General features: G+C 74.8%; 23 protein-coding genes. 15 read left to right on the forward strand and 8 right to left on the reverse strand.

From position 1 onward, the window contains the following. Positions 1 to 77 precede the first annotated feature (77 nt). From IE140_RS09005 to IE140_RS09020, 4 genes are all read left to right on the forward strand, one after another. Positions 78 to 3,074: a helix-turn-helix transcriptional regulator gene (locus tag IE140_RS09005; RefSeq protein WP_229826731.1), complete on the forward strand. Its 2,997-nt coding sequence runs from the start codon at positions 78 to 80 to the stop codon at positions 3,072 to 3,074. Positions 3,075 to 3,269: 195 nt separating this feature from the next. Further along, complete coding sequence (locus IE140_RS09010; RefSeq protein ID WP_189460254.1) at positions 3,270 to 4,625, forward strand: PucR family transcriptional regulator; 1,356 nt, start codon at positions 3,270 to 3,272, stop codon at positions 4,623 to 4,625. 66 nt (positions 4,626 to 4,691) lie between these two features. Then, positions 4,692 to 5,279, forward strand: coding sequence for an ArsR/SmtB family transcription factor (locus tag IE140_RS09015; RefSeq protein ID WP_150197739.1), 588 nt, complete (start codon positions 4,692 to 4,694; stop codon positions 5,277 to 5,279). 52 nt (positions 5,280 to 5,331) lie between these two features. Then, on the forward strand, positions 5,332 to 6,588 hold the full coding sequence (locus IE140_RS09020) for an MFS transporter (RefSeq protein ID WP_150197738.1): 1,257 nt from the start codon (positions 5,332 to 5,334) through the stop codon (positions 6,586 to 6,588). A 72-nt stretch (positions 6,589 to 6,660) separates the two neighbouring features. Here the strand turns inward: IE140_RS09020 and IE140_RS09025 are convergent, their stop codons facing one another. Further along, positions 6,661 to 7,293, reverse strand: a complete 633-nt coding sequence (locus tag IE140_RS09025) for a TIGR03085 family metal-binding protein (RefSeq protein ID WP_093442609.1) — start codon at positions 7,291 to 7,293, stop codon at positions 6,661 to 6,663. 84 nt (positions 7,294 to 7,377) lie between these two features. Between IE140_RS09025 and hisI the strand changes: the two genes are divergently transcribed. The 11 genes from hisI (at position 7,378) to lgt (ending at position 16,608) form a co-directional block, all read left to right on the forward strand. After that, a complete protein-coding gene (gene hisI, locus IE140_RS09030) occupies positions 7,378 to 7,755 on the forward strand; it encodes a phosphoribosyl-AMP cyclohydrolase (RefSeq protein ID WP_093442607.1) in 378 nt (125 codons plus the stop codon). An 11-nt stretch (positions 7,756 to 7,766) separates the two neighbouring features. Next, the gene (locus IE140_RS09035) at positions 7,767 to 9,260 is read left to right on the forward strand and encodes an anthranilate synthase component I (protein WP_093442604.1); all 1,494 of its coding nucleotides are present in this window, start codon (positions 7,767 to 7,769) and stop codon (positions 9,258 to 9,260) included. Positions 9,261 to 9,274: 14 nt separating this feature from the next. Continuing rightward, positions 9,275 to 9,949, forward strand: a complete 675-nt coding sequence (locus IE140_RS09040; protein WP_032761558.1) for a TIGR02234 family membrane protein — start codon at positions 9,275 to 9,277, stop codon at positions 9,947 to 9,949. Positions 9,950 to 10,061: 112 nt separating this feature from the next. Next, positions 10,062 to 10,313: an HGxxPAAW family protein gene (locus IE140_RS09045; RefSeq protein ID WP_032761557.1), complete on the forward strand. Its 252-nt coding sequence runs from the start codon at positions 10,062 to 10,064 to the stop codon at positions 10,311 to 10,313. Positions 10,314 to 10,622: 309 nt separating this feature from the next. Continuing rightward, complete coding sequence (locus IE140_RS09050; RefSeq protein ID WP_229826732.1) at positions 10,623 to 11,102, forward strand: DUF2752 domain-containing protein; 480 nt, start codon at positions 10,623 to 10,625, stop codon at positions 11,100 to 11,102. A gap of 117 nt (positions 11,103 to 11,219) precedes the next feature. Further along, entirely contained in the window at positions 11,220 to 12,029 is an 810-nt protein-coding gene (trpC, locus tag IE140_RS09055) for an indole-3-glycerol phosphate synthase TrpC (RefSeq protein ID WP_107411027.1), read from the forward strand. A 19-nt stretch (positions 12,030 to 12,048) separates the two neighbouring features. Next, positions 12,049 to 12,315 carry a tryptophan biosynthesis modulator TrpM gene (gene trpM, locus IE140_RS35885; RefSeq protein WP_150198100.1) on the forward strand — a complete coding sequence of 89 codons (267 nt, stop codon included), beginning with the start codon at positions 12,049 to 12,051 and terminating at the stop codon, positions 12,313 to 12,315. A gap of 134 nt (positions 12,316 to 12,449) precedes the next feature. Then, positions 12,450 to 13,736 (forward strand): tryptophan synthase subunit beta, encoded by a 1,287-nt coding sequence (trpB, locus tag IE140_RS09060; protein ID WP_032761552.1) that lies wholly within the window; start codon positions 12,450 to 12,452, stop codon positions 13,734 to 13,736. Continuing rightward, positions 13,733 to 14,545, forward strand: a complete 813-nt coding sequence (gene trpA, locus IE140_RS09065) for a tryptophan synthase subunit alpha (protein ID WP_032780390.1) — start codon at positions 13,733 to 13,735, stop codon at positions 14,543 to 14,545. Before trpB ends, trpA begins: the two co-directional genes overlap by 4 nt. 75 nt (positions 14,546 to 14,620) lie before the next feature. After that, positions 14,621 to 15,550: a DsbA family protein gene (locus IE140_RS09070; RefSeq protein ID WP_093442593.1), complete on the forward strand. Its 930-nt coding sequence runs from the start codon at positions 14,621 to 14,623 to the stop codon at positions 15,548 to 15,550. 98 nt (positions 15,551 to 15,648) lie between these two features. Next, positions 15,649 to 16,608, forward strand: coding sequence for a prolipoprotein diacylglyceryl transferase (gene lgt, locus IE140_RS09075; protein WP_150198102.1), 960 nt, complete (start codon positions 15,649 to 15,651; stop codon positions 16,606 to 16,608). Positions 16,609 to 16,667: 59 nt separating this feature from the next. Here lgt and IE140_RS09080 read toward each other — a convergent pair whose 3' ends face one another. From IE140_RS09080 to IE140_RS09110, 7 genes are read right to left on the reverse strand one after another with little or no spacing between them, the layout of a single operon-like run. Continuing rightward, complete coding sequence (locus IE140_RS09080) at positions 16,668 to 17,534, reverse strand: HpcH/HpaI aldolase/citrate lyase family protein (protein WP_032780395.1); 867 nt, start codon at positions 17,532 to 17,534, stop codon at positions 16,668 to 16,670. Further along, positions 17,531 to 18,730, reverse strand: a complete 1,200-nt coding sequence (locus tag IE140_RS09085) for a CaiB/BaiF CoA transferase family protein (protein ID WP_109178198.1) — start codon at positions 18,728 to 18,730, stop codon at positions 17,531 to 17,533. Before IE140_RS09085 ends, IE140_RS09080 begins: the two co-directional genes overlap by 4 nt. Beyond that, positions 18,727 to 19,617 (reverse strand): ribokinase, encoded by an 891-nt coding sequence (gene rbsK, locus IE140_RS09090; RefSeq protein ID WP_093442584.1) that lies wholly within the window; start codon positions 19,615 to 19,617, stop codon positions 18,727 to 18,729. Before rbsK ends, IE140_RS09085 begins: the two co-directional genes overlap by 4 nt. Next, on the reverse strand, positions 19,614 to 21,056 hold the full coding sequence (locus IE140_RS09095; RefSeq protein ID WP_150196318.1) for an ADP-ribosylglycohydrolase family protein: 1,443 nt from the start codon (positions 21,054 to 21,056) through the stop codon (positions 19,614 to 19,616). Before IE140_RS09095 ends, rbsK begins: the two co-directional genes overlap by 4 nt. Beyond that, positions 21,053 to 22,246: an ADP-ribosylglycohydrolase family protein gene (locus tag IE140_RS09100; RefSeq protein ID WP_093442578.1), complete on the reverse strand. Its 1,194-nt coding sequence runs from the start codon at positions 22,244 to 22,246 to the stop codon at positions 21,053 to 21,055. Before IE140_RS09100 ends, IE140_RS09095 begins: the two co-directional genes overlap by 4 nt. Continuing rightward, positions 22,173 to 23,462 carry an ADP-ribosylglycohydrolase family protein gene (locus tag IE140_RS09105; RefSeq protein WP_150196319.1) on the reverse strand — a complete coding sequence of 430 codons (1,290 nt, stop codon included), beginning with the start codon at positions 23,460 to 23,462 and terminating at the stop codon, positions 22,173 to 22,175. Before IE140_RS09105 ends, IE140_RS09100 begins: the two co-directional genes overlap by 74 nt. Then, a complete protein-coding gene (locus tag IE140_RS09110; protein WP_150196320.1) occupies positions 23,459 to 24,547 on the reverse strand; it encodes an ADP-ribosylglycohydrolase family protein in 1,089 nt (362 codons plus the stop codon). Before IE140_RS09110 ends, IE140_RS09105 begins: the two co-directional genes overlap by 4 nt. Positions 24,548 to 24,726 lie beyond the last annotated feature (179 nt).

The raw sequence follows: 24,726 nt of genomic DNA on the forward strand, positions 1-24,726 counted from the left end.
CACCGCACCGGACCGTTCCCCGGTGGCAGCCGGACGCGGCGCTTCCGCCCTCGCCGACGTCTACGTACCGTGCCGGTGTGACCCCATCGACGACCGTGCGCAGTCCGCTCCGGCTGTACGGCCGGCATGACGAACTCGCCACCCTCGAGAACCTGCTGACGCTGTTACGACGAGGCGACGGGGGTGCGCTGGTCCTGGCGGCGCCGCCCGGTCTGGGCCGTACGGCACTGCTGCGCGCGGCAGCCGAGACGCACCGGGACCGCGGCCCCGTGCTGTGGGCCACCGCCGCCTCCTCCGAGCGCGCTGTGCCCTACAGCGGACTGAGGGCCCTGCTCGGCTCGGACGTGGTCGGTTCCGGGGCTGCTGCCTCGGACGCGGGAGTCGCGACCGGTGCCCTGGCTCCCGGCATCGCGCGCGACGCCCTGGCCGGCCGGCTGCGGGAGTTCGCCGACGGCGGGCCGCTGCTGGTCTGCGTCGACGACGCGCACGCCTGGGACGCGGCGTCGCGGGCCGCCCTCACCTTCGAGGCCCGCAGGCCGGGTGCGGGCAGCCGGACCACCTTCCTGCTCTCGGCCGCCGACGGCACCGCCTTCGCCGGACTGCCCACTCTGCGTCTCGCGCCCCTGGACGACGCGGCGGCCTCGGCGCTCCTGGACCGGCTGACCACCGGCGCGGAAGGGCTCGACCCGGTCGTGCGCGCCGAAATCCTCCACGACGCGGGCGGAAACCCCCGCCTGCTGGCCGCGCTCGCCGGCCGGCTCACCCCGGACCAGCTCGCCGGACGCACCCCACTGCCCTGGCCCCTGCCCGGCGGCGAAGCGGTGCTGGCCGCCCACGCCGAACGCCTTGACGACCTCCCGGACCGGACCCGCACCCTGCTCCTGCTCGCAGCGGCGGCCCAGGAGCACGAGCCGGAGGGCGCCGGGGCCGACGCGCTGCTCCTGCTGCGCGCGGGCACCCGGGACGGACTGCCCCGGGGCTTCCTCGACCGGGCTCTGTTCGACGGGACCGGGGCCGGCGACCTCCTCCAACGGGCCGGCAGCCGCGTCCACTTCGCCCACCGCCTCACCGCCCGTGCGGTGCTCCACCACGCTCCCTGGGCCCGCCGCAGAGCCGCCCACGAACTGCTCGCCACCCTGTTGACGGAGACCGGCGACCGGGGCGGGGCGGACGATTCGCGGGTCCGGGACGTGCCGGGGCTTCCGGGCGACCCGGAGTCCCGCACCGCGCGCACCACCACCGCGCCGCCGGCCCTTCCGCTCGCCGCCCTCGTCCAGCGGGCCTGCGCCGCTCCCGGGCCGGACGCCGCGCTGGCGGCCGGGCTCGAAGCGGCCGCCGTCGCCCCCATCCCACACGCCGCGCGCTCCGCCGCCCTGGTCCGCGCCGCCCTGCTCTCCACCGGGCCGGCCCTCCGCGCGGCCCGGTTCGCCGCTGCGGCCGAGCAGGCGCGGCTGGCGGGCGACCCGGCCCTGGCCCGCGCTCTGCTGGCCAGAACCGGGCCCCGCCCGGCCGAGGGGTACCCGGCCGCCGGGCCCGGCACGGCCGGCGGGTCCGTCCGGTCCGGCGGGGCGGATCCGACCGCGGGCCCCGCCCCCGCGGATCCGGTGACCGCCTCCGTCCACGCGAGCGCGGTCACCGACCTCGCGCCGGGGCTCGCCCCCTACGTGCACGGCATGCTGGCCCTCCGCTCCGGGCCCGTGGCCGACGCCCACGAAGCCCTGCTCGCCGCAGCAGCCCTTCTCGCGCCGCACGATCACCGCCGGTCGCTCGACGCCCTGCTCGGCGCGGCCGAGGCCGCCTGGGCGGCGGGGGACGCCCTCGGCTACCTCGACGCCATGGGCCGCCTCGCCCGCATCCCGGCCGGCGAGGACCTGGAGGACTACCCGGCCGGCATGAGTGCCGTGCTCGAAGGCCGCACCGCCGAAGGGCACACCCGCCTCCGCCGTTGCCTCGCCCCCGGCGGGGACCCCGGTGACCCGGCCGCGCTGCTCCGGGCAGGTGTCGCGGCCCTGGTCCTCGGTGACATCGCCGCAGCCTGTCGCGCGGGCGCCCGCGCGCTCGCCGCCGTACGGACGGCAGGGCCCGACACGCTCCTGCCGCAGGCGCTCGAACACCTCGCCTACGCCGAGCTGCGGGCCGGGCGGCACGCCGGTGCGCGGGCTCACGCCCTGGAGGGCCTGCACGCCGCCCGGCGTACGGGGCAGCCGAACAGTTCCGCCCATCTGCACGCCGTGCTCGCCCTCGCCGCCTCCGTGGAAGGGCCGGCCGAGGTGTGCGCCGCGCACGGGGAGGCCGCGCTGGCCGGGGCGGCCCCGCACGGGCTGGCCCAGGCCGCTACCCTCGCCACCTGGGCCCGGGCCCGGGCGGACCTGGCCGCCGGGCGGCCGGGCGAGGCGGCCGCCCGGCTGGCCCCCCTGGTCAAGGCCGGGCCCGGCCGGGGCCACTTCGCCACCCGGACGCTCGCCGTGCCCTGCTGGGTCGAGGCCGCCGTGCTGGACGGACGGCTCTCGGAGGAGTCCCGCGCACTCCACGCCGCTGTCGACGAGTTCGCGTTCTGGGCCGCCCGGGCGGCCGACCCCGGCGCCCCCGCCCAACTGGCCCGCTGCCGTGCCCTCCTGGCCCCCGCCGACGAAGCCGATGCCCGCTACGCCGAGGCCCTGGCCCACCACGAAGAAGCCGGGGGCGACTTCGAACAGGCCCGTACCCACCTGCTGTACGGGCAGTGGCTGCGTCGCCGTCGGCGCACCCGCGAGGCCCGCGGTCCGCTGCGCGACGCCCTGGTCGGCTTCCAGCGCTGCTCGGCCCGCGCCTGGGCGGAGAGGGCGGCCGGAGAACTGCGGGCGGCGGGGGAGCCGGTCCCGGCTCCACGACGGGACACGGCCGGTGGACCGCTGGCGCGGCTCACGCCCCAGCAGCAGCGCATCGCCCGCTGCGTCGCCGAAGGGGCGACCAACCGCGAAGTGGCGTCGCGGCTCTCGCTCAGCCCGCGCACGGTCGACCACCACCTCCGCAACGTCTTCGCCGCCCTCGCCATCCGCTCCCGCACCGAACTGGCCCGGCTGTTGAACCCCTGACCTCCGTCATGGCCGTTCCACGGCCGGGAGGTTGCGAGACCGTGATGACGAGTTCCGCGCAGACCTCTAGGTACCGACTGGGCGGTATGTCATTCTGCGGGCGTCAGGATCGTCTCGCCGCGCTCGCGCCCCGCTCGGGGCCGGAGCGCCGGGCCCGCCGCTCGCGCGGCCGGCCGATTCCCGGTGGAGGCCGCCATGCCACAGGTCGTACGTTCGCGGATCGGGGCGCTGCACGGCCCCTCCCCGATACCGCCGTTGCCGCACCGCTTCCGGTCCCTGGCCGACCGCGAGTCCGTCGAGGTGCTGCACCGGGCCGCCCAGGTCCTCGTCGCCTCGCTGCCCGCCCTCACCGACCGGCTCGTCGAGGCCCTGTACGCCCAGGAGCCCGCATACCGGGCGGCGATCGACTCCGACCGGGCCGGGGTCTGGCAGGAGGTCCACCACTCCCTGCGGCACAACGTCGGCTCCCTGATCCAGCCCCGCGAGTTCCGGGAGCCGGCCCACCGCACCTCCCGCTGGATCGGCGAGGTCCGCGCGGAGCAGGGCGTGCCGCTCGACGCCGTCCTGCACGCCTTCCGGATGGGCGGCGCGATGGTCTGGCAGGACCTCGTGGACGAGACCGCCCGGCGCGACCCCGACGACATCCGGCTGCTCGTCCATGTCGCCGCCGACGTGTGGAACTTCGTCGACGAGCACTGCGGGGTCGTCGCGGACGCCTACCGGCAGGCCGAGCGGCGGCAGTCCTGGCGGCGCGAGAACCGCCAGCGGCTGATGGTCGCCGCCCTGCTCGACGGGACCGCCCGGATCGCCGACCTGGCCGAGGCGGCGGAGATGCTGGGGCTGCCGGAGCACGGGCGGTACGCGGTGCTGGCGGTGGCGGGGGGCATCGGCGCGGGCGGGGCAGGGCCCGGTGCCGGGGCGGGGTCCGCCGCCGCGAGCCGCGCAGGGGCCGCCCAGTACGGGCCGGGGGCCGCTGCCCGCCCGCCGGTGGCGCTGCCCGCAGGCGCGCCGGGAGCCACGGTGCTCTGGCACCCGGGCCCGGACGCCGAGTTCGCGATCCTGCCGCTGGCGGGCTCGTCCGGCGAGCTGAGCGCACTGGCCGCCGCGCTCGACGTACCGGCCGGGACCCGGGCCGGGATCGGCTCCGCCGTCGAGGGCCTGGCCGCCCTCGGTGACGCCCGGCGCCTGGCGGAGACCGCGCTGCGCACCTGCCCGGCCTCCGGGGGGACCGTCCTGCTCGACGAGCACCTCCCGGACGCCCTGGTCGTGTCGTCCCCGGCGCTCGCCGACGCGCTCGCCCACCGGGTGCTCGGCCCGCTGGACCGCCTGGACCCCGCCGACCGCGACGTCATCGTGGAGACCCTCACCGCCTGGCTGGACGCGGACGGCTCGGCGCAACGGGCGGGCGCGCGGCTCTACTGCCACCGCAACACCGTCCTCAACCGCCTCCGCCGCTTCGAACAGCTCACCGGCCGTTGTCTGACCCGCCCCCGGGACGCCGTGGAGGTCTCGCTCGCGCTGGCTGCCCGACGGCTGCTCGGCGGTACCTGAAAACTCCGCAACAAATATTGCGCAATTCTTCTTGCGCAACTTTTCCTGTGCATCTACGGTCGTGTCATGCCCAGTGAAGAACGACGCCGCATCGCCGACCTCGACACCCTCAAGGCGATCGGCCACCCCCTGCGCCTGAGGCTCTACCGCGCCCTGCACATCAAGCGCACCGCCACCGCCTCCCAGCTCGCCGAACAGGTCGACGAGGCGGTCTCCCTCGTCAGTTACCACCTGCGCAAGCTCGCCGACCACGGACTGATCGAACCGGCCGAGGGCCAGGGCACCGACGGCCGGGAACGCTGGTGGCAGCCTTCCTCCCGAGGGCTGACCTTCAGCGACGCGGACTTCGACGACGCGCCGGACAGGGCGGCCGTCTACGCCGCCGCCAACCGCATGTCCTTCGACCAGCACGTCGAGCTCTACCGCGCCCACCAGGAAGCACGGCACACCTGGGACGCGGAATGGCGCAGCGCCTCCTGGAGCTCGGAGAACCTCCTGAGGCTCACCGCCGCGGAACTGGCCGCCCTCAGTCAGGAGATGGGTGCGCTGATCGACCGATACGAGGAAGCGGGCCGCGCCCGCGACGACGCGGGCGACACGGAGGGCCGGGAGAGCGTCGCCCTGCACACGTACGGATTCCCCTTCCGCCCGTGAGCCCGCAGCCCCTTCCGGACCGCCTCGCCTTCTTGTTCTCAGGGACGAACCCATGACCGCCTCCGCAGTGGAAGCCACCGAACGCCCCGCGCACCGCGATCCGAACGTCCTGCGCTGGCTCGGCGCGTACACCGCGTCGATGATCGGCGACAGCATCTACTTCATGGCCCTCGCCTGGGCCGCCGCCCGCACCGGCAGCGCCTCCGGCACCGGCCTCGTCCTCGCCGCCGGCTCCCTACCCCGGGCGCTCCTGATGCTCGGCGGGGGAGTGCTCGCCGACCGTCTCGGCCCCCGCCGCGTCGTCATCAGCAGCGACGCCGTCCGCGCCGTCCTGGTCCTCGTCCTCGCCGCGACCCTGGTCCTCACCGCACCCACCGTGGGCGTCCTGGTGGTCGTCGCCCTGCTCTTCGGCGCGGTCGACGCCCTGTTCCTGCCCGCCGTCGGAGCGCTGCCGCCCCGGATCAGCACCCCGGGCCAGCTCGCCCGGATCCAGGGCCTGCGCGCACTGGCCGCGCGCGGCTCCTCGATCATCGGCGCGCCGATGGGCGGGGTCGCCGTGGCGACCGGCGGCCCCTCGCTCGCCTTCGCGGCCGCCGGAGTGCTCTTCGCCCTGTCCCTGCCGCTGCTCCTGAGCCTGCGGATCAGACCGCTCCCCGAGCCGGAGGCCTCCGGTGAGGCCTCGGACGCCGAGAAGACCCCCAACGCCTGGAACGACCTCGTCGGCGGGCTCCGGTACATCCGCCGCCACTCCCTGCTCGGCCCTCTGATGCTCGTCATAGCCCTCAGCGAGCTCGGCTTCGTCGGACCGCTCAACCTCGGCCTGATCCTGCTCTCCGAGCAGCGCGGCTGGGGCGCGGCCGGCATGGGCTGGATCGTCGCCGGATTCGCCGGCGGAGCGGCCGGGTCCGCCCTCCTGCTCGCCGTCCGGGGCCGGGTGCCACGTGCCGGACTGGTGATGTGCCTGATGGCGCTCGTCGGTGCCGTCGGCATCGCCTCCCTGCCCCAGGTCCCCACAGTGGCTCACGCCGCCGCGATCGCCGCGTTCGTCGGTCTCACCGCCGGTCTGGCCGGGGCGCTGTGCGGAGCCCTCGTCCAGACAGCCGCCGACCCGGCGTACCTGGGCCGGGTCACCTCCGTATCGACGTTCTTCACCTACGCCATCGCCCCGCTGAGCTACCCCGCCACCGGGGCCGCCGTCGCCCTCTGGGGAACCGGGCCGGTCTTCGTGGTCAGCGCGGCCGTGTGCGCCGCCGGCGCCGCGATGGGCCTCGCCCTCACCGCACTCCGCCGCGCCGAACTGCCCCGCTGACCCGGCGACCGCCCGACCGGGGGTGGCGGGCCCGGCAGAACCTCCGCCGGACCACCGGCCCCGCCACGCGGTCTACATCCCCAGTTCGGCCTTCCGTACCCGCTCCACCGCTGCCTGGTCGCCCTCCACCTGCACGTCCGCCGCGCTCTGCCGCCCGTACGCGAACAGCAGCAGTTCGGCCGGGTCGCCGGTCACCGTCACCACCGGGGTGCCCTTGTGGGCCACCGCCGTCCGGCCGTCGGGGCGGCGCAGCACCAGGCCGACGGGGGAGCGGCGGCCCACCAGCCGGGCGGTCTTCTCCACGTTCGACCAGAGCACATCGGCGAAGACCGGGTTCAGCTCGCGGCGCGACCAGTCGGGCTGGGCCCGCCGCACGTCCTCCGCGTGGACGAAGAACTCGACCGTGTTGGCCGCCTCGTCGACCTGCTTGAGGGCCATCGGGGAGAACCGGGGCGGGCCGGTACGGATCAGCTGGATCAGTTCCTCGTACGGCTTCGCCGCGAACTCCGCCTGCACCCGCTCCAGCCGGGCCTTCAGCGCACTCACCAGCAGCCCGCCCGCCGCGTCCGCGCGGCGTTCGCGGACCACCACGTGGGCGGCCAGGTCGCGGGTCTTCCAGCCGTCGCACAGGGTCAGGGCCTCGGGACCGGCCGCCTCCAACAGATCGGCGAGCAGAAGACGTTCACGCTTCGCATGGGTCGACATGCCCGCCAGCGTACGACCGTCACCCCGGGTCCGCCCAGTGGACATCCGGCCGGAAAGCACCCTGCGCCACGGCACAATGGCCCCATGACCAGCACGCCCGACCCCGCGCCGCCCGCCGGCAACCTCGACCCCGCCATCGCCGCCCGCCTCAAGCGCGGCGCCGACGGCCTGGTCCCGGCCATCGCCCAGCAGTACGACACCGGTGAGGTGCTGATGCTCGGCTGGATGGACGACGAGGCGCTGCACCGCACCCTCACCACGGGCCGCTGCACCTACTGGTCGCGCAGCCGCCAGGAGTACTGGGTCAAGGGCGACACCTCGGGCCACGTCCAGCACGTGAAGTCCGTCGCCCTCGACTGCGACGCCGACACCGTCCTCGTCAAGGTCGACCAGACCGGCGCCGCCTGCCACACCGGCGACCGCACCTGCTTCGACGCCGACGTCCTCCTCCTCGAACAGTAAGGTCAGCGGCCATGGATCTCGACACATTCCGCAAGCTGGCCGTCGACCGCCGCGTCGTCCCCGTGAGCCGCCGCCTCCTCGCGGACGGCGACACCCCGGTCGGCCTCTACCGCAAGCTCGCCGCCGAGCGCCCCGGCACCTTCCTGCTGGAGTCCGCCGAGAACGGCCGGACCTGGTCGCGCTACTCCTTCATCGGCGTACGCAGCGACGCCACCCTCACCGCCCGCGACGGCGAGGCCCACTGGCTCGGCACCCCGCCCGTCGGCGTCCCCGTGGCCGGGGACCCGCTGGACGCGCTGCGGGCCACCGTAGAGACCCTCCACACCCCGCGCGACCTGGTCGTGGACGAGGGCCTCCCGCCGTTCACCGGCGGCATGGTCGGCTACCTCGGCTACGACATCGTGCGCCGTCTGGAGAAGATCGGCGAGCACGGCGGCGACGACCTGAAGCTGCCCGAGCTGACCATGCTCCTCACCTCGGACCTCGCCGTCCTCGACCACCAGAACGGCACCGTCCTGCTGATCGCCAACGCGATCAACCACAACGATCTCGCCACCGGCGTCGACGAGGCCCACGCGGACGCCGTCGCCCGCCTCGACGCGATGGAGCGCGACCTGCGCCGCCCGGTCGAGAACGCTCCCGCGGTCCTGCCCCCGTCCGAGCTGCCCCCGTACACCGCCCTGTGGGGCGGCGAGGCCTACCAGGACGCCGTGGTCGACATCAAGGAGCGCATCCGGGCGGGCGAGGCCTTCCAGGTCGTCCCCTCCCAGCGCTTCGAGACCCCCTGCACCGCGAGCGCCCTGGACGTCTACCGGGTCCTGCGGGCCACCAACCCGTCCCCGTACATGTATCTCTTCCGCTTCGACGGGTTCGACGTCGTCGGCTCCAGCCCCGAGGCCCTCGTCAAGGTCGAGGGCGGCCGGGCCATGGTCCACCCGATCGCCGGAACCCGGCACCGCGGCACCACCCCGCAGGAGGACCAGGCGCTCGCCGAGGAACTGCTCGCCGACCCCAAGGAGCGCGCCGAGCACCTGATGCTCGTCGACCTCGGCCGCAACGACCTGGGCCGGGTCTGCGAACCGGGCAGCGTCGAGGTCGTCGACTTCATGTCGATCGAGCGCTACTCCCACGTGATGCACATCGTCTCCACCGTCACCGGCCGCGTCACTGAGGACCGCACCGCCTTCGACGTCCTCACCGCCTGCTTCCCCGCGGGCACCCTCTCCGGCGCGCCCAAGCCCCGCGCCATGCAGATCATCGAGGAGCTGGAGCCGAGCCGCCGCGGACTGTACGGGGGCTGCGTCGGCTACCTCGACTTCGCCGGGGACTCCGACACCGCCATCGCCATCCGCACCGCCCTGCTCCGCGACGGCACCGCTTACGTGCAGGCCGGGGCGGGTGTCGTCGCCGACTCCGACCCGGTCGCCGAGGACACCGAATGCCGCAACAAGGCGGCGGCCGTGCTCCGCGCCGTCCATACGGCCAACCGGCTCCACGACCGCTGAGGCCGTAAGGGATAGTGGAGGGCGTGAGTGCTGTCCCCGTACCCCAGCCCCGTGCCCGAACCGCCGACTCCGCGTCCGGCGCCGCGCCCGACTCCGCGGGGAGCCGGCGCTCCCTCGCGGCCGGTCTGCTCCTGGGCGCGGTGGGCGCGACCGTCGTTCTCCTCGCCTCCGGCCAGACCTGGGCCGAGGGCCGGGCGGCCACCGGCGGCGGCGCGCTGCCGCTGACCGCCGACGGCCGGGACGTCACGGGCGTCCCCGCCGCCCTCGCCATCGTCGGGCTCGCCGCCCTCGTCGCCGTCTTCGCCGTACGCGGCGCGGGCCGCCGGATCGTCGCCGCGCTGCTGGCCCTCAGCGGCCTCGGCGCCACCCTCGGCGCCTGGGCCGGCGCCTCCGACAGCACGGCCCTCGACGAGGAGGCGGCCAGGACCACCGGTGACGCGGCGGCCACCATCCACGCCCTCAGCCACACCGCCTGGCCCTACGTCACCGCCGCCGGCGGCCTGCTGATCCTGCTGGCCGGGCTCCTCGCCCTGCGCTACGGCAGCCGCTGGCCCGCCATGTCCGGAAAGTACGAGCGCGACGGCACCCCCCGCCCCGGCAAGGCGCCCCGCACGGCCCCCGACCCGGACCGGCCCGAGGACCTGTGGAAGGCCCTGGACCGCGGCGAGGACCCGACGCGCGAGGCGTGACCCCACGCTCACCCCCGGCGGCCCCGTACGGGACAATGGACCCGAGCCGTCCCCCGGGCGGTGGCCCCACCAACAGCGTCACCCACAGCGCAACACCAACGAGGAGCAACTCATGGCGGGCACGAGCCACGGACACACCCCGGCCGCCTGGACCGGTGCCATCATCACGTTGATCGGTTTCTGCGTCGCAGGCGTCTTCATGGTCGCGGCCAACCCGCTCGGTTTCTGGGTCGGCGTCGCCGTGATCTTCGGCGGCGGACTCGTGGGCCTCGCCATGCGGGCCGCCGGTCTCGGCGCGCAGAAGGAGTCGGCCGAGATGGCCGAGGCCAGGGCGCGCGCCGGGCAGGCGCAGATCTCCCACTGATCCGGCCGCCGGAGCGTCCCGGCGACCGACACGCAGACTGGCGCAGCCCCGGTGGGGCTGCGCCTTTTCGCGTCGTCGGGGGACAATCACCGGGTGGACGCCTCGCCTACCCCCCAGCCCCCGGACTCCGACCCCCAGGGCGTCGGCCCCTGGAACATGCCCCTGACGGTTTGCCCGACCCCGGACATGGCAGTGCCCGCCACCCAAGACCGTCCGGCGGACACCCCAGCCCGTCCGGCGATTGAGGACGGAACCCTCGGCGGGGAGAGCCCGGAGCCCAATGGCCCCTCGGGCGAAGGAACCTCGCAGGTGCACGGACCCCACGGCCACGGTTCCGTCCTCAAACGCCGGACGGGCTGGTTGGGCAGCCCGAGCGGCCCGGCCGGCCGCCGGACGGGCTGGAAAGGGCTCGGCACCCCCCTGGGCATTCTCGCCGCCGTCACCGGCGCCTTCGCCTACGTCGGCACGGTCGACCCCAACGAGCCCGGCCACTACCCCGTCTGCCCCCTGCTCAAGCTCACCGACGTGTTCTGCCCCGGCTGCGGCGGCCTCCGCAGCGCCCACGCCTTCATCACCGGCGACCTCGGCGCAGCGCTCGGAGCCAACGCGATCGCCACCGCCGGCTACTTCCTCTTCGCCGCCGTCTGGGTCCTCTGGCTGGTCCGGGCCTGGCGCGGAAAGCCCCTGCGGATCGGGCTGGCACCCGCCTGGTGGTGGGGTGTGGGCGCCGTCCTGCTGATCTTCACCGTCGTCCGGAATCTGCCATTCGGCTCGGCACTGGCGCCCTGAGAATGCCCAGGTAGTGGGACGCGGCGTGGCCGGATGCGGACCCCGGGCCCTCGTGCGGATACCATCGGTACGGCTGATCCTGTTCCCTCATCACCGTTCCGGAAGGGGGCCGCTCGCGTGAGTGTGCTCGACGAGATCATCGACGGCGTTCGCGCCGACCTCGCGGAGCGGCAGGCGCGCGTCAGCCTCGACGAGCTGAAGGAGCGCGCCGCCCGCGCCCCCCAGGCCAAGGACGGAGTCGCCGCCCTGCGCGGCGAGGGCGTCACCGTCATCTGCGAGGTCAAGCGCTCGTCCCCCTCCAAGGGGGCCCTGGCCGCCATCGCCGACCCGGCCGCGCTCGCCGCGGACTACGAGGCCGGCGGCGCGTCCGTCATCTCGGTCCTCACCGAGGAGCGCCGCTTCGGCGGCTCGCTCGCCGATCTGGAGGCCGTCCGCGCCAAGGTCGAAACGCCTATTCTGCGCAAGGACTTCATCGTCACCTCGTATCAGCTGTGGGAGGCCCGCGCCTACGGCGCCGACCTCGCCCTGCTGATCGTCGCCGCCCTCGACCAGGAGGCCCTGGTCTCCCTCATCGAGCGCGCCGAGTCGATCGGGCTCACCCCGCTCGTCGAGGTGCACGACGAGGAGGAGGTGGAGCGCGCGGTGGACGCCGGGGCCAAGATCATCGGGGTCAACGCGCGCAACCTGAAGGACCTCAAGGTCGACCGCTCCACCTTCGAGCGGGTCGCCCCCGAGATCCCCGACCACATCGTCAAGGTCGCCGAGTCCGGTGTCCGCGGCCCGCACGACCTGATCGCGTACGCCAACGCCGGAGCCGACGCCGTCCTGGTCGGCGAATCCCTGGTCACCGGCCGCGACCCGCGCGCCGCCGTCGCCGACCTGGTCGCCGCGGGCGCCCACCCGGCGCTCCGCCACGGCCGCGGCTGACCCGGGGACGACAGCGACCATGACCGGACGTCCCGTGCCCCACACCCGACCGGGCCGCGCCCCGGCCGGGGCCCCGGCCCGGGAACCGCACGCCCCGCCGGCGCGCGGCTGCCTCCCGCCCGTCTCCCACCACCACCCTCAACCGAGGCGCTGCGCGCCGCCCTTCTGGCACCGAGGCTGCCGCGCCCCCGCCCGGCGCGTGCACGGACGGCGTGTGCGGTACGTCATCGGGGACGAGCCCGGTCAGGTCAACGGCATGCGATGGCGCACGGGGTCCGCGCAGTAGCGAGCCCCGGCCGACGTACCGCAGCACTCCCGTACGTACGACCGCACCGCCCCGACCGCATGCCGGTCGCGGCGGCGCTCGCTCCTCCGCGCATACGGTGCATCCATCCGTTGCCATGCCAAGGAGCACGTCGCATGACGTCCGAATTCTTCATTCCGGACCCCGAGGGTCTGATCCCCAGCGCCGAGGGCTATTTCGGCGCGTACGGCGGCAAGTTCATCCCGGAGGCGCTCGTCGCCGCCGTGGACGAGGTCGCCGTCGAGTACGACAAGGCCAAGGCCGACCCGGCGTTCGCCGCCGAGCTCAACGAGCTGATGGTGAACTACACCGGCCGCCCCAGCGCCCTGACCGAGGTCCCGCGCTTCGCCGAGCACGCCGGCGGGGCCCGGATCTTCCTCAAGCGCGAGGACCTGAACCACACCGGCTCGCACAAGATCAACAACGTGCTGGGCCAGGCGCTCCTCACCAAGCGCATGGGCAAGACCCGCGTCATCGCCGAGACCGGGGCCGGTCAGCACGGCGTCGCCACCGCGACCGCCTGTGCCCTCTTCGGTCTCGACTGCACCATCTACATGGGCGAGATCGACACCCAGCGCCAGGCGCTGAACGTGGCCCGGATGCGGATGCTCGGCGCCGAGGTCGTCGCCGTGAAGTCCGGCTCGCGGACCCTGAAGGACGCCATCAACGAGGCGTTCCGCGACTGGGTCGCCAACGTGGACCGCACGCACTACCTCTTCGGTACGGTCGCGGGCCCGCACCCCTTCCCCGCGATGGTCCGCGACTTTCACCGGGTCATCGGCGTCGAGGCCCGCCGCCAGCTCCTGGAGCGCGCCGGGCGCCTCCCCGACGCGGCGGTCGCCTGTGTCGGCGGCGGCTCCAACGCCATCGGCCTCTTCCACGCCTTCATCCCCGACGAGGGCGTCCGCCTGGTCGGCTGCGAGCCCGCCGGGCACGGGGTGGAGACCGGCGAGCACGCGGCGACCCTGACGGCAGGGGAGCCGGGCATCCTGCACGGTTCGCGCTCCTACGTCCTCCAGGACGACGAGGGCCAGATCACCGAGCCGTACTCCATCTCGGCGGGGCTGGACTACCCGGGCATCGGCCCGGAGCACTCCTACCTCAAGGACGTCGGGCGCGGCGAGTACCGCGCGGTCACCGACGACGCGGCCATGCAGGCCCTGCGTCTGCTCTCCCGCACCGAGGGCATCATCCCGGCCATCGAGAGCGCCCACGCGCTCGCCGGGGCCCTGGAGCTGGGCAAGGAGCTGGGCAAGGACGGGCTGATCCTCGTCAACCTGTCCGGCCGCGGTGACAAGGACATGGACACCGCCGCCCGCTACTTCGGGCTCTACGACACCGACGCCGTCGTCGAGGCGGACGCCGACAGCGACCGCGCCGAGATCGAGGGGGACGCCAAGTGAGCGGCAACATCGAGCTGTTGAACACCACCCTGGCCGCCGCGAAGGCCGCGGACCGGGCGGCGCTCATCGCCTACCTCCCGGCGGGCTTCCCGACCGTCGACGGCGGCATCGAAGCGGTCAAGGCCGTCGTCGCGGGCGGCGCGGACGTCGTCGAGGTCGGGCTCCCGCACAGCGACCCGGTCCTCGACGGGCCGGTCATCCAGACCGCCGACGACATCGCCCTGCGCGGCGGCGTCCGGATCGCCGACGTGATGCGCACGGTCCGCGAGGCGTACGAGGCCACCGGCGTCCCGATCCTCGTCATGACGTACTGGAACCCCATCGACCGCTACGGTGTCGAGCGCTTCACCGCCGAGCTGGCCGAGGCGGGCGGCGCCGGGTGCATCCTGCCCGACCTGCCGGTCCAGGAGTCCGCGCTGTGGCGCGAGCACGCCGACAAGCACGGTCTCGCCACCGTGTTCGTCGTCGCCCCCAGCAGCCAGGACGCCCGTCTCGCCACCATCACGGCGGCCGGCAGCGGCTTCGTCTACGCCGCCTCGCTGATGGGCGTCACCGGCACCCGCGCCTCCGTCGGCGCCCAGGCCCAGGAGCTGGTGGGACGCACCCGCGCCACCACCGACCTGCCGGTCTGCGTCGGCCTCGGCGTCTCCAACGCGGCGCAGGCCGCCGAGGTCGCCGGGTTCGCCGACGGCGTGATCGTCGGCTCGGCCTTCGTCAAGGCCATGCTGGACGCCCCCGACGAGGCCGCCGGCCTCGCCGCCGTGCGCTCCCTGGCGGGCGAACTGGCCGAGGGTGTTCGAAAGCGCTGAGCATGTGAACCACCCGAATGGGTGGATTGTGGACCGGGGAGGCGCGCAGGTGCCTCCCCGGTTCGTTCCCCGGGTGTGAGCGACAAGATCCCTGAGGGAAACAGAAGCGCGCGTGAGCGCCTGGCCCAGCAGCGCGAGCGGGAGAAGGGGCGCGAGAAGCGCCGCCGGACGCTGATCGTCGCCTCGGCGGTGGTCGGGGTGCTCGGCCTGGCCGCCGTGGTCGGCCTGATCGCGGCCAACGCGGGCAAGGACGACGGCGGGGACTCCGCCGGGGGACCGGCCGTCGCCCCCTCGGGCGCGATCGGCGAGGCCGCCCTGACCCTGCCGGTCGGCGCGGCCGACGCCCCGTCCACCCTCACGATCTGGGAGGACTTCCGCTGCCCGGTCTGCGCCCAGTTCGAGACGGCTTTCCGGGACACGATCACCGAGCTCGCCGACGACGGCCAGATCCGGGTGGAGTACCACCTGGCCACGATCATCGACGGCAATCTCGGCGGTTCCGGGTCGCTGCGTGCCGCCAACGCCGCCGCCTGCGCCCAGGACGTCGGCAAGTTCGCCCCGTATCACGACGTCCTCTTCAGCAACCAGCCTCCCGAGCCGGACGACGCCTTCGCCAAGAACAGCCGGCTGATCGAGCTGGCCGGCGAGGTCGAGGGGCTCGACACGCCGGGCTTCCGCAGCTGTGTGGAGGACGGCGAGCACGACAGCTGGGTGAAGAAGTCCGACACGGCGTTCCGTGAGGGCGGTTTCCAGGGCACGCCGACGGTGCTGCTCAACGGGGAGTCCGTCTTCCCGGGCAAGGGCGACGAGCAGATCTCCCCGGAGAACCTGAAGAAGTGGGTCGCCGAGGCCAACAAGGGCAAGAAGCCGGGCACCGCCACCCCCGCCGAAGGGTCCGACGCCCCGTCCGCGACGGACGGCGGGTCCGCCCCGGCCGACGGATCCACCGGCCCGGCCGAAGGCGCCTCCACCCCGGCCGCCCCCTCGTCCGCCGCCGGTTCCTGACCGTGTTCCCCGGCAGCCCGTGACGCGGTCCCCGTTACCCAGACGTTGCCGGGTGGCTTGCCGTACCCACCGCCCGGCAAGGTAGCGTCGACCTCGCCATGAATCTTGCCTCCATTCCCAGTCCGTCGACCGGCGTGATCGAGCTCGGCCCGATCCCGCTCCGCGGCTACGCGTTCTGCATCATCATCGGTGTCTTCGTCGCCGTCTGGTTCGGCAACAAGCGCTGGATCGCCCGGGGCGGCAAAGCCGGCACGGTGGCCGACATCGCCGTCTGGGCGGTGCCCTTCGGCCTCGTCGGCGGACGGCTCTACCACGTGATCACCGACTACCAGCTGTACTTCAGCGAGGGTGAGAACTGGGTCGACGCCTTCAAGATCTGGGAGGGCGGCCTCGGCATCTGGGGCGCCATCGCGTTCGGCGCCGTCGGTGCGTGGATCGGCTGCCGCCGCCGGGGCATCCCGCTGCCCGCCTGGGCGGACGCGCTGGCCCCGGGCATCGCCTTCGCGCAGGCCATCGGCCGCTGGGGCAACTGGTTCAACCAGGAGCTGTACGGCAAGCCCACCGACCTCCCCTGGGCGGTGGAGATCAGCGAGGGCGCGAACCGGGTCGCCGGGACGTACCACCCGACCTTCCTGTACGAGTCGCTGTGGTGCATCGGTGTGGGGCTGCTGGTCATCTGGGCCGACCGTCGCTTCACGCTCGGCCACGGACGGGCGTTCGCGCTGTACGTCGCCGCCTACTGCGCCGGCCGTGCCTGGATCGAGTACATGCGCGTCGACGAGGCGCACCACATCCTGGGTCTCCGCCTGAACGTGTGGACCGCGATCATCGTCTTCGTCCTCGCCGTCGTCTACATCGTGGTCTCCGCGAAGCTGCGTCCGGGCCGCGAGGAGATCGTCGAGCCCGACCGGGACACCACCCCCGGGAAGGACGCCGACGCGAAGGACGCCGAGCAGGACGCCGACGCGGAGAAGGACCCGCTCAGCAAGGACGAGCCGGGCGAATCCGGCAAGGACCTCACCGCCGAGAGCACCGAAGCGGCGGCCGAGAAGGGCTGACCCCCCGCGCCCTCCCCGGGCGCACCCCGCACCACCTCCCGCTCGCCGGGCGGGCAGCCTCAGGCCCGCCCGGCGAGCGCGATCGTACGGCGGGCGGACGCCACCACCGCCGCGTCCACGAACCGCCCGTCCGGCAGCGCCAGCGCCCCCGCCTCCACCGCCGAGGCCGCGACGATCTGCTCGGCCGCCTCGACCTCCTCCGCCGTCGGCCGGAACGCCCGCTCGATCACCTCCAGCTGACGCGGATGGATCGCCGCCCGCCCCAGCATCCCGAGCGCCCGCCCCCGCCCGCACGAGGCCCACAGCCCGTCCAGGTCCCGTACGTCCGGGAACACCGACTGGACCGGTGGCGGCAGGGCCGCCGCCCGGGCAGCCACCACGACCCGGCTGCGCGGCCAGTCGAGACCGGTGTCCTCCCGTACGCCCAGATCGGCCCGGAGATCCGCCTCACCCAGGGCGATGCCCCGGACCGCGTGATGCGCCGAGGCGATCGAGTACGCGTGCTCGATGGCGAGTGCCGACTCCAGCAGCGGATACAGCGGTACGCCCGGGGCCACCGCCGCCACATGGTGCACCGAGACCGCATGGGTGATCTTCGGCAGCCGGAACGCGGCCAGCCCCGGCAGCCCCGCCAGCGCTCGGATGTCGTCCTCGCCGTGCACCCGGACATGGACCGGTACGGCGTCGGGGGCGGCGGTGACCTGGTCGCCGAGGAGTTCGGCGGTGGCGGAGCGGGCGTACTCCTTGCGGTCCGGGGCGACGGCGTCCTCCAGGTCGACGATCACCACGTCCGCCCCCGAGCCCAGGGCCTTGGCCACCACCTCCGGCCGGTCCCCGGGCACGTACAGCCAGGTCAGCGGCGGCCGGCAGGGATCGTCCCGCGGGTCCTCCGGCAGGGGAGGGAAGGGCGTTTCGCAGCCGGTCACAGCGCCCCCTGGTCCCGCAGCGCCGCGATCCGGGTCTCCGAGAGGCCGAGCCCGGCCAGGATCTCCTCGGTGTCCGCACCGTGCGGGCGGCCCGCCCACCGGATCCCGCCGGGGGTCTCCGACAGCCTGAAGAGGACGTTCTGCATCCGCAGCGGCCCCAGCTCCGGGTCGTCGACCTCGGCGATCGTGCCCAGCGCCCGGTACTGCGGGTCCTCCATCACCTCCCGTACGTCATGGATCGGCGCGACGGCCGCCTCCGCCTTCTCGAAACCGTTCAGCACCTCCTCGCGGCTGTGCCGGGAGATCCAGTGGCCGACCGCCCCGTCCAGCTCCTCGGTGTGCTCGGCCCGGGTGGTGCCCGCGCCGAACCAGGGCTCGTCGATCAGGTCCGGGCGGCCCACCAGGCGCATCACCCGCTCCGCGACGGACTGGGCGGAGGTGGAGACCGCGACCCAGTGGCCGTCGGCGGTGCGGTAGGTGTTGCGCGGGGCGTTGTTGCGGGAGCGGTTGCCGGTGCGCGGCTGGACGTAGCCGAGCTGGTCGTACCAGAGGGGCTGCGGGCCCAGCACGGTCAGGATCGGCTCGATGATCGCCAGGTCCACCACCTGCCCCTCGCCGGTCTTCTCGCGCCCGGCGAGCGCCGCCATCACCGCGTACGCCGTCGCCAGCGCCGCGATGGAGTCCGCAAGACCGAACGGCGGCAGCGTCGGCGGCCCGTCCGGCTCCCCGGTGATCGCCGCGAACCCGCTCATCGCCTCGGCGAGCGTCCCGAAGCCGGGACGGTGCGCGTACGGGCCGAACTGGCCGAAGCCGGTGACCCGGGCCAGGACGAGCCGCGGGTTGACGGCGTGCAGCTCCTCGGGGCCGAGCCCCCACCGCTCCAGTGTCCCGGGCCGGAAGTTCTCGACGATGACGTCGGTCTCGGCCGCCAGTCGCAGGAGCACGTCCCGGCCGCCGGGCGCCGACAGATCCAGCGTCAGGGTGCGCTTGTTGCGGCCGAGCAGCTTCCACCACAGGCCGACCCCGTCCTTGGCGGGCCCGTGCCCGCGCGAGGGGTCCGGCCTGCGGGGGTGCTCCACCTTGATCACATCGGCGCCGAAGTCCCCGAGCATCGTGGCGGCGAGGGGGCCGGCGAAGAGGGTGGCCAGGTCGATGACCTTCAGCCCGGTCAGGGGTCCCGCTGTCGTGCTGCTCATACGGCCTCGGCCTCGATCTCGCTGCGGTAGGGCATGGAAGTGGACGCGCCCGGCTTCTGGACGCAGAGCGCGGCGGCGGAGGACGCGAACGCCACGGCCTCGGCCACCGGCCGCCCCTCGCCGAGCGCCACGGCCAGCGTCCCGACGAACGTGTCCCCGGCACCGGTGGTGTCGACGGCGGTCACCGAAGGGGCCTCGAAGAGCACCGGCTCGCCGCCCCGGGCCGCGTACAGGCAGCCCTTCGCGCCGAGCGTGACGATGACCTCGGGCACCCGGCGCAGCAGGATCTGGGCGGCGGCGTGCGGTTCGTCCTGCCCGGACAGCTCGGCGGCCTCGTGCTCGTTGGGGACCAACAGGTCGATGTGGTCGAGGAGTTCGTCGGGCAGCGGCTGTACGGGAGCCGGGGTGAGGATGGTCCGCACGCCCTGCGCCCGGGCCGCGCGGGCGCCCTCGACGACGGCGGAGAGGGGGAGTTCGAGCTGCATGAGGAGGATCTCGGACGCGGCGATCGCCGCGATCTCCCCGGGGCCGAGCGTGGTGACGACGCCGTTCGCCCCCGGGACCACGACGATCGCGTTGGAGCCGGTGTCGTCGACGACGATGTGCGCGGTGCCGCTGGGGCCCTCGGCGGTGTGCAGGAGGTCGGTGTCGACTCCGGCGTGTTCGAGGCCCTCGCGCAGCCGTGTCCCGTACACGTCGTCGCCGACCGCGCCGATCATCATCACCTCGCCGCCCGCGCGGGCGGCGGCGACGGCCTGGTTGGCGCCCTTGCCGCCGGGGATCGTCCGGAACTCCCGTCCGGTGACCGTCTCGCCGCGTCCGGGGGCGCGTGCCGTGTAGGCGACGAGGTCCATATTGGTGCTGCCGAGCACCGCGATGCGGGTCATGGGCGCAGAGCCTCCTGGTGGGTCAGTGCGGCGAGGGCGTCGAAGCCGATCCCGTCGAATCCGGGTACGGAGGTGGCGAGCCGGTTCTTCAGCGGCGCGGTCCAGTGGTGGGGCAGGGCGTCCGGCGCGCCCGCGAGGAGTCCGGCGAGGGAGCCCGCGGTGGCCCCGTTGGAGTCGGTGTCCCAGCCGCCGGAGACCGCGTTGCCGATCGACCGGGTGAAGTCGCCGTCGGCGTGGGTGAGGGCGGCGGCCAGCAGCGCGGCGTTGGGCAGCACATGCACCCAGTGGTGCGTGTCGGCGTACGCGGCGTGCAGCCGGTCCACCACCGCGTCGAACTCCCCTTCCGTGCGGGCGGTTTCGATGCCGAGGCGGACCGCACGGGCGTACCGCGAGTGCGGCGGCACCACCCGCAGGCCGGCCGCCAGGCAGCCGTGCACATCGCTCTCGCCGCCCGCCGCCACGGCCAGCGCGGCGGCGGTGAACATCGCGCCGTACACCCCGTTGCCGGTGTGGGTGAGGACCGCGTCCCGGTGTGCCTGGGCGGCGGCCCCGGCCGGGTCTCCGGGGTGGGTCCAGCCGTGCACGTCGGCCCGGATCTGCGCGCCGATCCACTCCCGGAACGGGTTGCGGAAGCGGGCCGTCTCCGGGGGTTCGACGCCCGCCAGGAGATGGCCGTACGCGATGCGCTCGGCGGTGAAGGTACGCCCGGCCGGAAGCTCGTCCAGCCAGAGCCGGGCCAGGTCGGCGGTGGTGAAGGAGCGCCCGTGCCGCTGGAGCAACAGCAGGGTGAGCAGCGGGTAGTTGAGGTCGTCGTCCTCCGGCATGCCGTCGATGTTCTCGGCGAGCGAGGTGGGGGCCGAGCGGCGGTTCCAGGGGTGGGCGGCGAGCAGCTCGGCGGGTACGCCGCGCGCGGTGAACCAGGTGGTGAGGGGCCAGTTGCCGGCCGCGCGGGCCAGGGCGCGGATGCCGGCCAGCGGCAGCTTCTCGACCGGTTTGCCGAGGAGGCAGCCCGCCGCCCGGCCCAGCCAGGCGGCGTGCAGTCGGGAGGGGGTGGCGGAGGGCGTCCGGCCCCGGCCGGCGGTGGGCGGCCCGTCCCGGTCGGCGACGGCGGGCGCGGACTCGGGCGGCCCCGGCCAGTGCGGGCAGGCGGCCACGATCGCGTCCAGGTCGGTCGGCTCGTCGGCGGCCAACGGCGAATCCAGCGCGGCGAGTTCATCCAGCAGCTCACCGGCCAGCGCCCGTAGCCGGGGCGGGGCCGGCGGTTCGGAGGCGCCCGCGCGGTCGGGGGCGGGGGAGCCCCCGGCCGCGTACCACCGCTCCCCGATCTCCCGGGCGTCCCGGCCGTCCTGCGCGGCCTGCCTCAGCTCGTGCCCGACCAGGTCCTCGGGCTGCACCCAGGTGAGGCGGACGCGCGGATCCCGGGGCGGGACGGCGCTCACCGCTCACCGGCCAGCGCGGTGAACGCCTCCTCGTGGGCCGCGCGCCGCTCCAGGTCGCGGGCGAAGACCTCCCGGGCCACCTGCGCCAGCGCCCGGGCCGGGGTGTGCAGATCCAGGCGGCTCGCCTCCGCGACCGTCTCCGCCCAGTCGGCCGGGATCTCGCCGCCCAGCGCGCCCGCCAGCGCCCCGCTCATCGTCGCGATGGAGTCGCAGTCGCGGCCGTAGTTCACCGAACCCAGCACCGTACGCCGGTAGTCGCCGCCCCCGACCAGCAACATCCCCAGGGCGACGGGCAGTTCCTCGATGGCGTGCAGCCGGGAGGGGCGGCGGGCGCCGAGTGCGGGGGAGCGGTAGTCGGGGCCGACCGTGTCGAAGGGCTCCACGGCCGCCCGCATCGGAGCGAGTGCGGACTCGAAGTCGTCGTGGTGCGAAGCGACTTCGCAGACCTCCTCGATCGCGGAGCGGGTGCCGTCCTTCGCCAGCGCGAGCGCGGCGTCGACCACCGCGTCGGGGGTCGCGCCAGGGTGGCAGGCGGCGGCGACGGAGGCCGCGAAGACCCCGGCGGCCTCGCGCCCGTACGACGACTGGTGCGGGGCCGCGACCTCCAGCGCCTCGGCGTACGCGGCCTCCGGGTGACCGGCGTTGACCAGGCCGACCGGGGCCATGTACATCGCCGCCCCGCAGTTGACGATGTTGCCCGCCCCGGCCTCGCGCGGGTCCATGTGCCCGTAGTGCAGCCGGGCCACGATCCACTTCTCCGCCAGGAAGATCCGCTGGAGGGGGAGCGCCTCGGCCTCCAGCTCCGGGATCCAGCGGGGCGAGAGCAGATCCGGGACCAGATGGTCGGCGACGGCGTACGCGTCGAGGTGGTCGCGGACCTTCTCGTAGACCCGGATCAGGGCGTGGGTCATCAAGGTGTCGTCGGTGACGTGCCCGTCGCCCTTGTGGTACGGCGCGATGGGGCGGGCGGTGCGCCAGTCCTCGCCGTACCAGGGGCCGACGATCCCGGTCACCCGGCCGCCGTGGCGTTCGGCGATCTGCTCGGGGGTCCAGCCTTCGACCGGGCCGCCGAGCGCGTCCCCGACGGCCGCGCCGACGAGGGCCCGGGTGAAGCGGTCATCGAGTCCGGGGGTGGAGGGAGAGGTCTGCGGGGTCGAGGCGGCCGGAGCTGTGGCCGTTGTGGGCGTCATGCCGGAATTGTCCACCCAGGAGGGCCGGTTCCGTGGCTGCCAGGAGCCCGGCGAGTTCGATCAGATCCGTGCCCGCGAGCCGGGGCAGCGCGCAGCCCGCGAGCGTCCGGCAGGCCTCGCGCCAGCCCGCCGGTACGGCGGTGATCGAGCCGATCGCCCCGGTGAGCGCCCCGGCCAGGGCGGGCGCGGAGTCGGCGACCCGGGAGAGGCAGGCAGCGGCCGGGATCGCCTGGGCGATCTCGCCCCGGGCGGCGGTGGTCAGGGCGAGCGCGACGGGGACGGTCTCGGCCGCCGCGATCCCGTAGCTGTAGACGTGGTCCACGATCTGGTGCTCCAGGACCGGGACCAGGGCGAACGCCCCGGCCGGCTCGTCCGCGAACTCCCGGGCCAGGCGGACCGCGTGCACGGCGTTGCGGGCGATTTCGGTGCCGTCGGGGAGCCGGTCGAGGGCGGCGTTGACCACGGTGTCGACGTCCGCCCCGGCCAGCGCCACGGCGATCGCGGCGGCCACCGCCCGGGCGCCGTGCACCCCGTCGCCGTCCTGGGTGTAGCGGGCGTCGAACTCCGCGAGCGCCGCCGCCTCCGCCGGATCGCCCGGGTGGACCACGGCGAGCACGGCCGCCCGGACGCAGGCGGCGTCGTCGAAGTAGTGCGGGTTGTCGTGCCCGGTGGCGGGCGGCCTCAGCCCGGCGGCCAGGTTGCCGAGCCCGGCCCGTACCGAGATCCGGGCCCGCAGCGGAAGGACGGCCGCCTCGACCTCGGGGGCCCGGGCGCTGGCCGCGGCGACGGTGGCGGCCAGCGCGTTCCAGGCCCGGTCGACGGCGTCCCGCATCCGGCGCCCGGGGGCCAGCCCCACCGCGTCGTCGGCCGCCGCCAGCACCGTACGGGCGGCGAACGCGGCCCACTCGGCGTCGTCGGACGGTCCGAGCCGCAGTGGCTCGGGCGGCTGGTTGAGGGCGATGGGCACGGGCAGCGTGGTGGTGGCGTTCTGCTCGGCGAAGGTGTCCAGCTCCCGGGTGAGCCGCCGGGTCCACTCGGGCATCCGGGCCGCCCGGTGCCGCGCGGCGGGCCACCCGGCGGCGTCCCCGGCGGCCAGCCCGAGGAGCAGCCCCTCGATCCGGGCGCGGCGGGAGGGGGTGGGGAGCACCCCCTCCGGGCCGCCCGTCGTCGTCTCGCCCGTCGTCTCGCCTGTCGTCGTCTCGCCCGTCGTCGTCATCGTCCCTCCTCCCGTCCCGGCTCGAAAGACGCGGCCACCGACGCCATGTCCCGTACGGCCGAAGGTTCACGGCCGCCACCGCGCTCCGGCGTCGCCCCCGCGTCCGGGTCGTCCGGGGTCAGCAGTTCCGCGATGTCCAGCACGTGGTAGCCGCGCATCGAGGGCAGGCAGCTGCCCCGGACCGGGCCGATCGCGCTCGCCCAGTCCGGGGGGATGGCGCTCGCCCCGTGCAGCGCCCCGGCCAGTGACCCCGCCACCGCCGCCGTCGTATCCGCGTCCCGGCCCATGTTGACGGCCGTGAGCACCGCCGTCCGGAAGTCCCCGCGCGCCGCTGTGAACGCCCCGAACGCCAGGCCCACCGCCTCCGGCGCCAGGTCCGTCCACGGGTAGCCGGCGATCACCACCGCCGAGCGCACCGCCCGCTCCATCGTGAGCCGGTCGGGGTAGGGGCGCTGGGCCGCCGCCACCGCCCGGCGCAGCGAGCGGGCCGTCCAGGAGTCCATCGGGACCACCGAGAGCGCGGCCGCGATCACCGAGGCGAGGCCCGAGCCGACCATGGCCGCCGCGACCCCTGCCGCAACGGCCCGGCCCCCGTAGATCCCCTCGCCCTCGTGGCTGACCCGGCCGTCCACCGCGACCAGCCGGGCCGCCTCGGCCGGGCGGCCCGCCGCGAACACCCCGAAGGGCGCCGCCCGCATCGCGAGCCCATCGCTCCAGGCGTGCCGGTGCTGGGCCGAGATCGGTGCGGCCAGGCCCCGGCGCAGGTTCTCCAGCGTGCCGCGCTCACTGAACCCGGCCCCCCGGAACGGGCCCTCGTCGAGATCGGCGATCCAGTGGTGCCAGGCCCGCTCCACATGGGTGACGTCGAGCGCGGAGCCGTGCCGGGCCAGCAGCAGCCCGGAGAAGATCGCGTACTCCGTGTCGTCGGTGCCCGCCGGGTCGTCGCTCACGAACCCCTCGATCCGCCCCCAGCGGCTGCGGATCTCGGAGGGCCGCAGATTCTCCGCCGGGGCGCCGAGCGCGTCCCCGACCGCCAGTCCCAGCAGTGCGCCCCTGGCCCGGTCGTGGCCGATGGCCGTGTTCATCGCGTCGCCCTCCGCATCTCCGGCGGGTCCGAGCCGGAGTCGGACCGGGGCCTTCGACGGGCCCTGTCCGCATCTGTCCCACGCGGAGGGCGAAGGGAGGCGGGAAACGCCGGGAAATGGGCCGGGCGGATGACGGCCGAGGAAGCTGAGGCTGCCCTTTCTCCGCAGGTCAGAGGGGG

The sequence above is a fragment of the Streptomyces parvus genome, assembly GCF_014648875.1.
GTDB classification, from domain to species: domain Bacteria; phylum Actinomycetota; class Actinomycetes; order Streptomycetales; family Streptomycetaceae; genus Streptomyces; species Streptomyces parvus.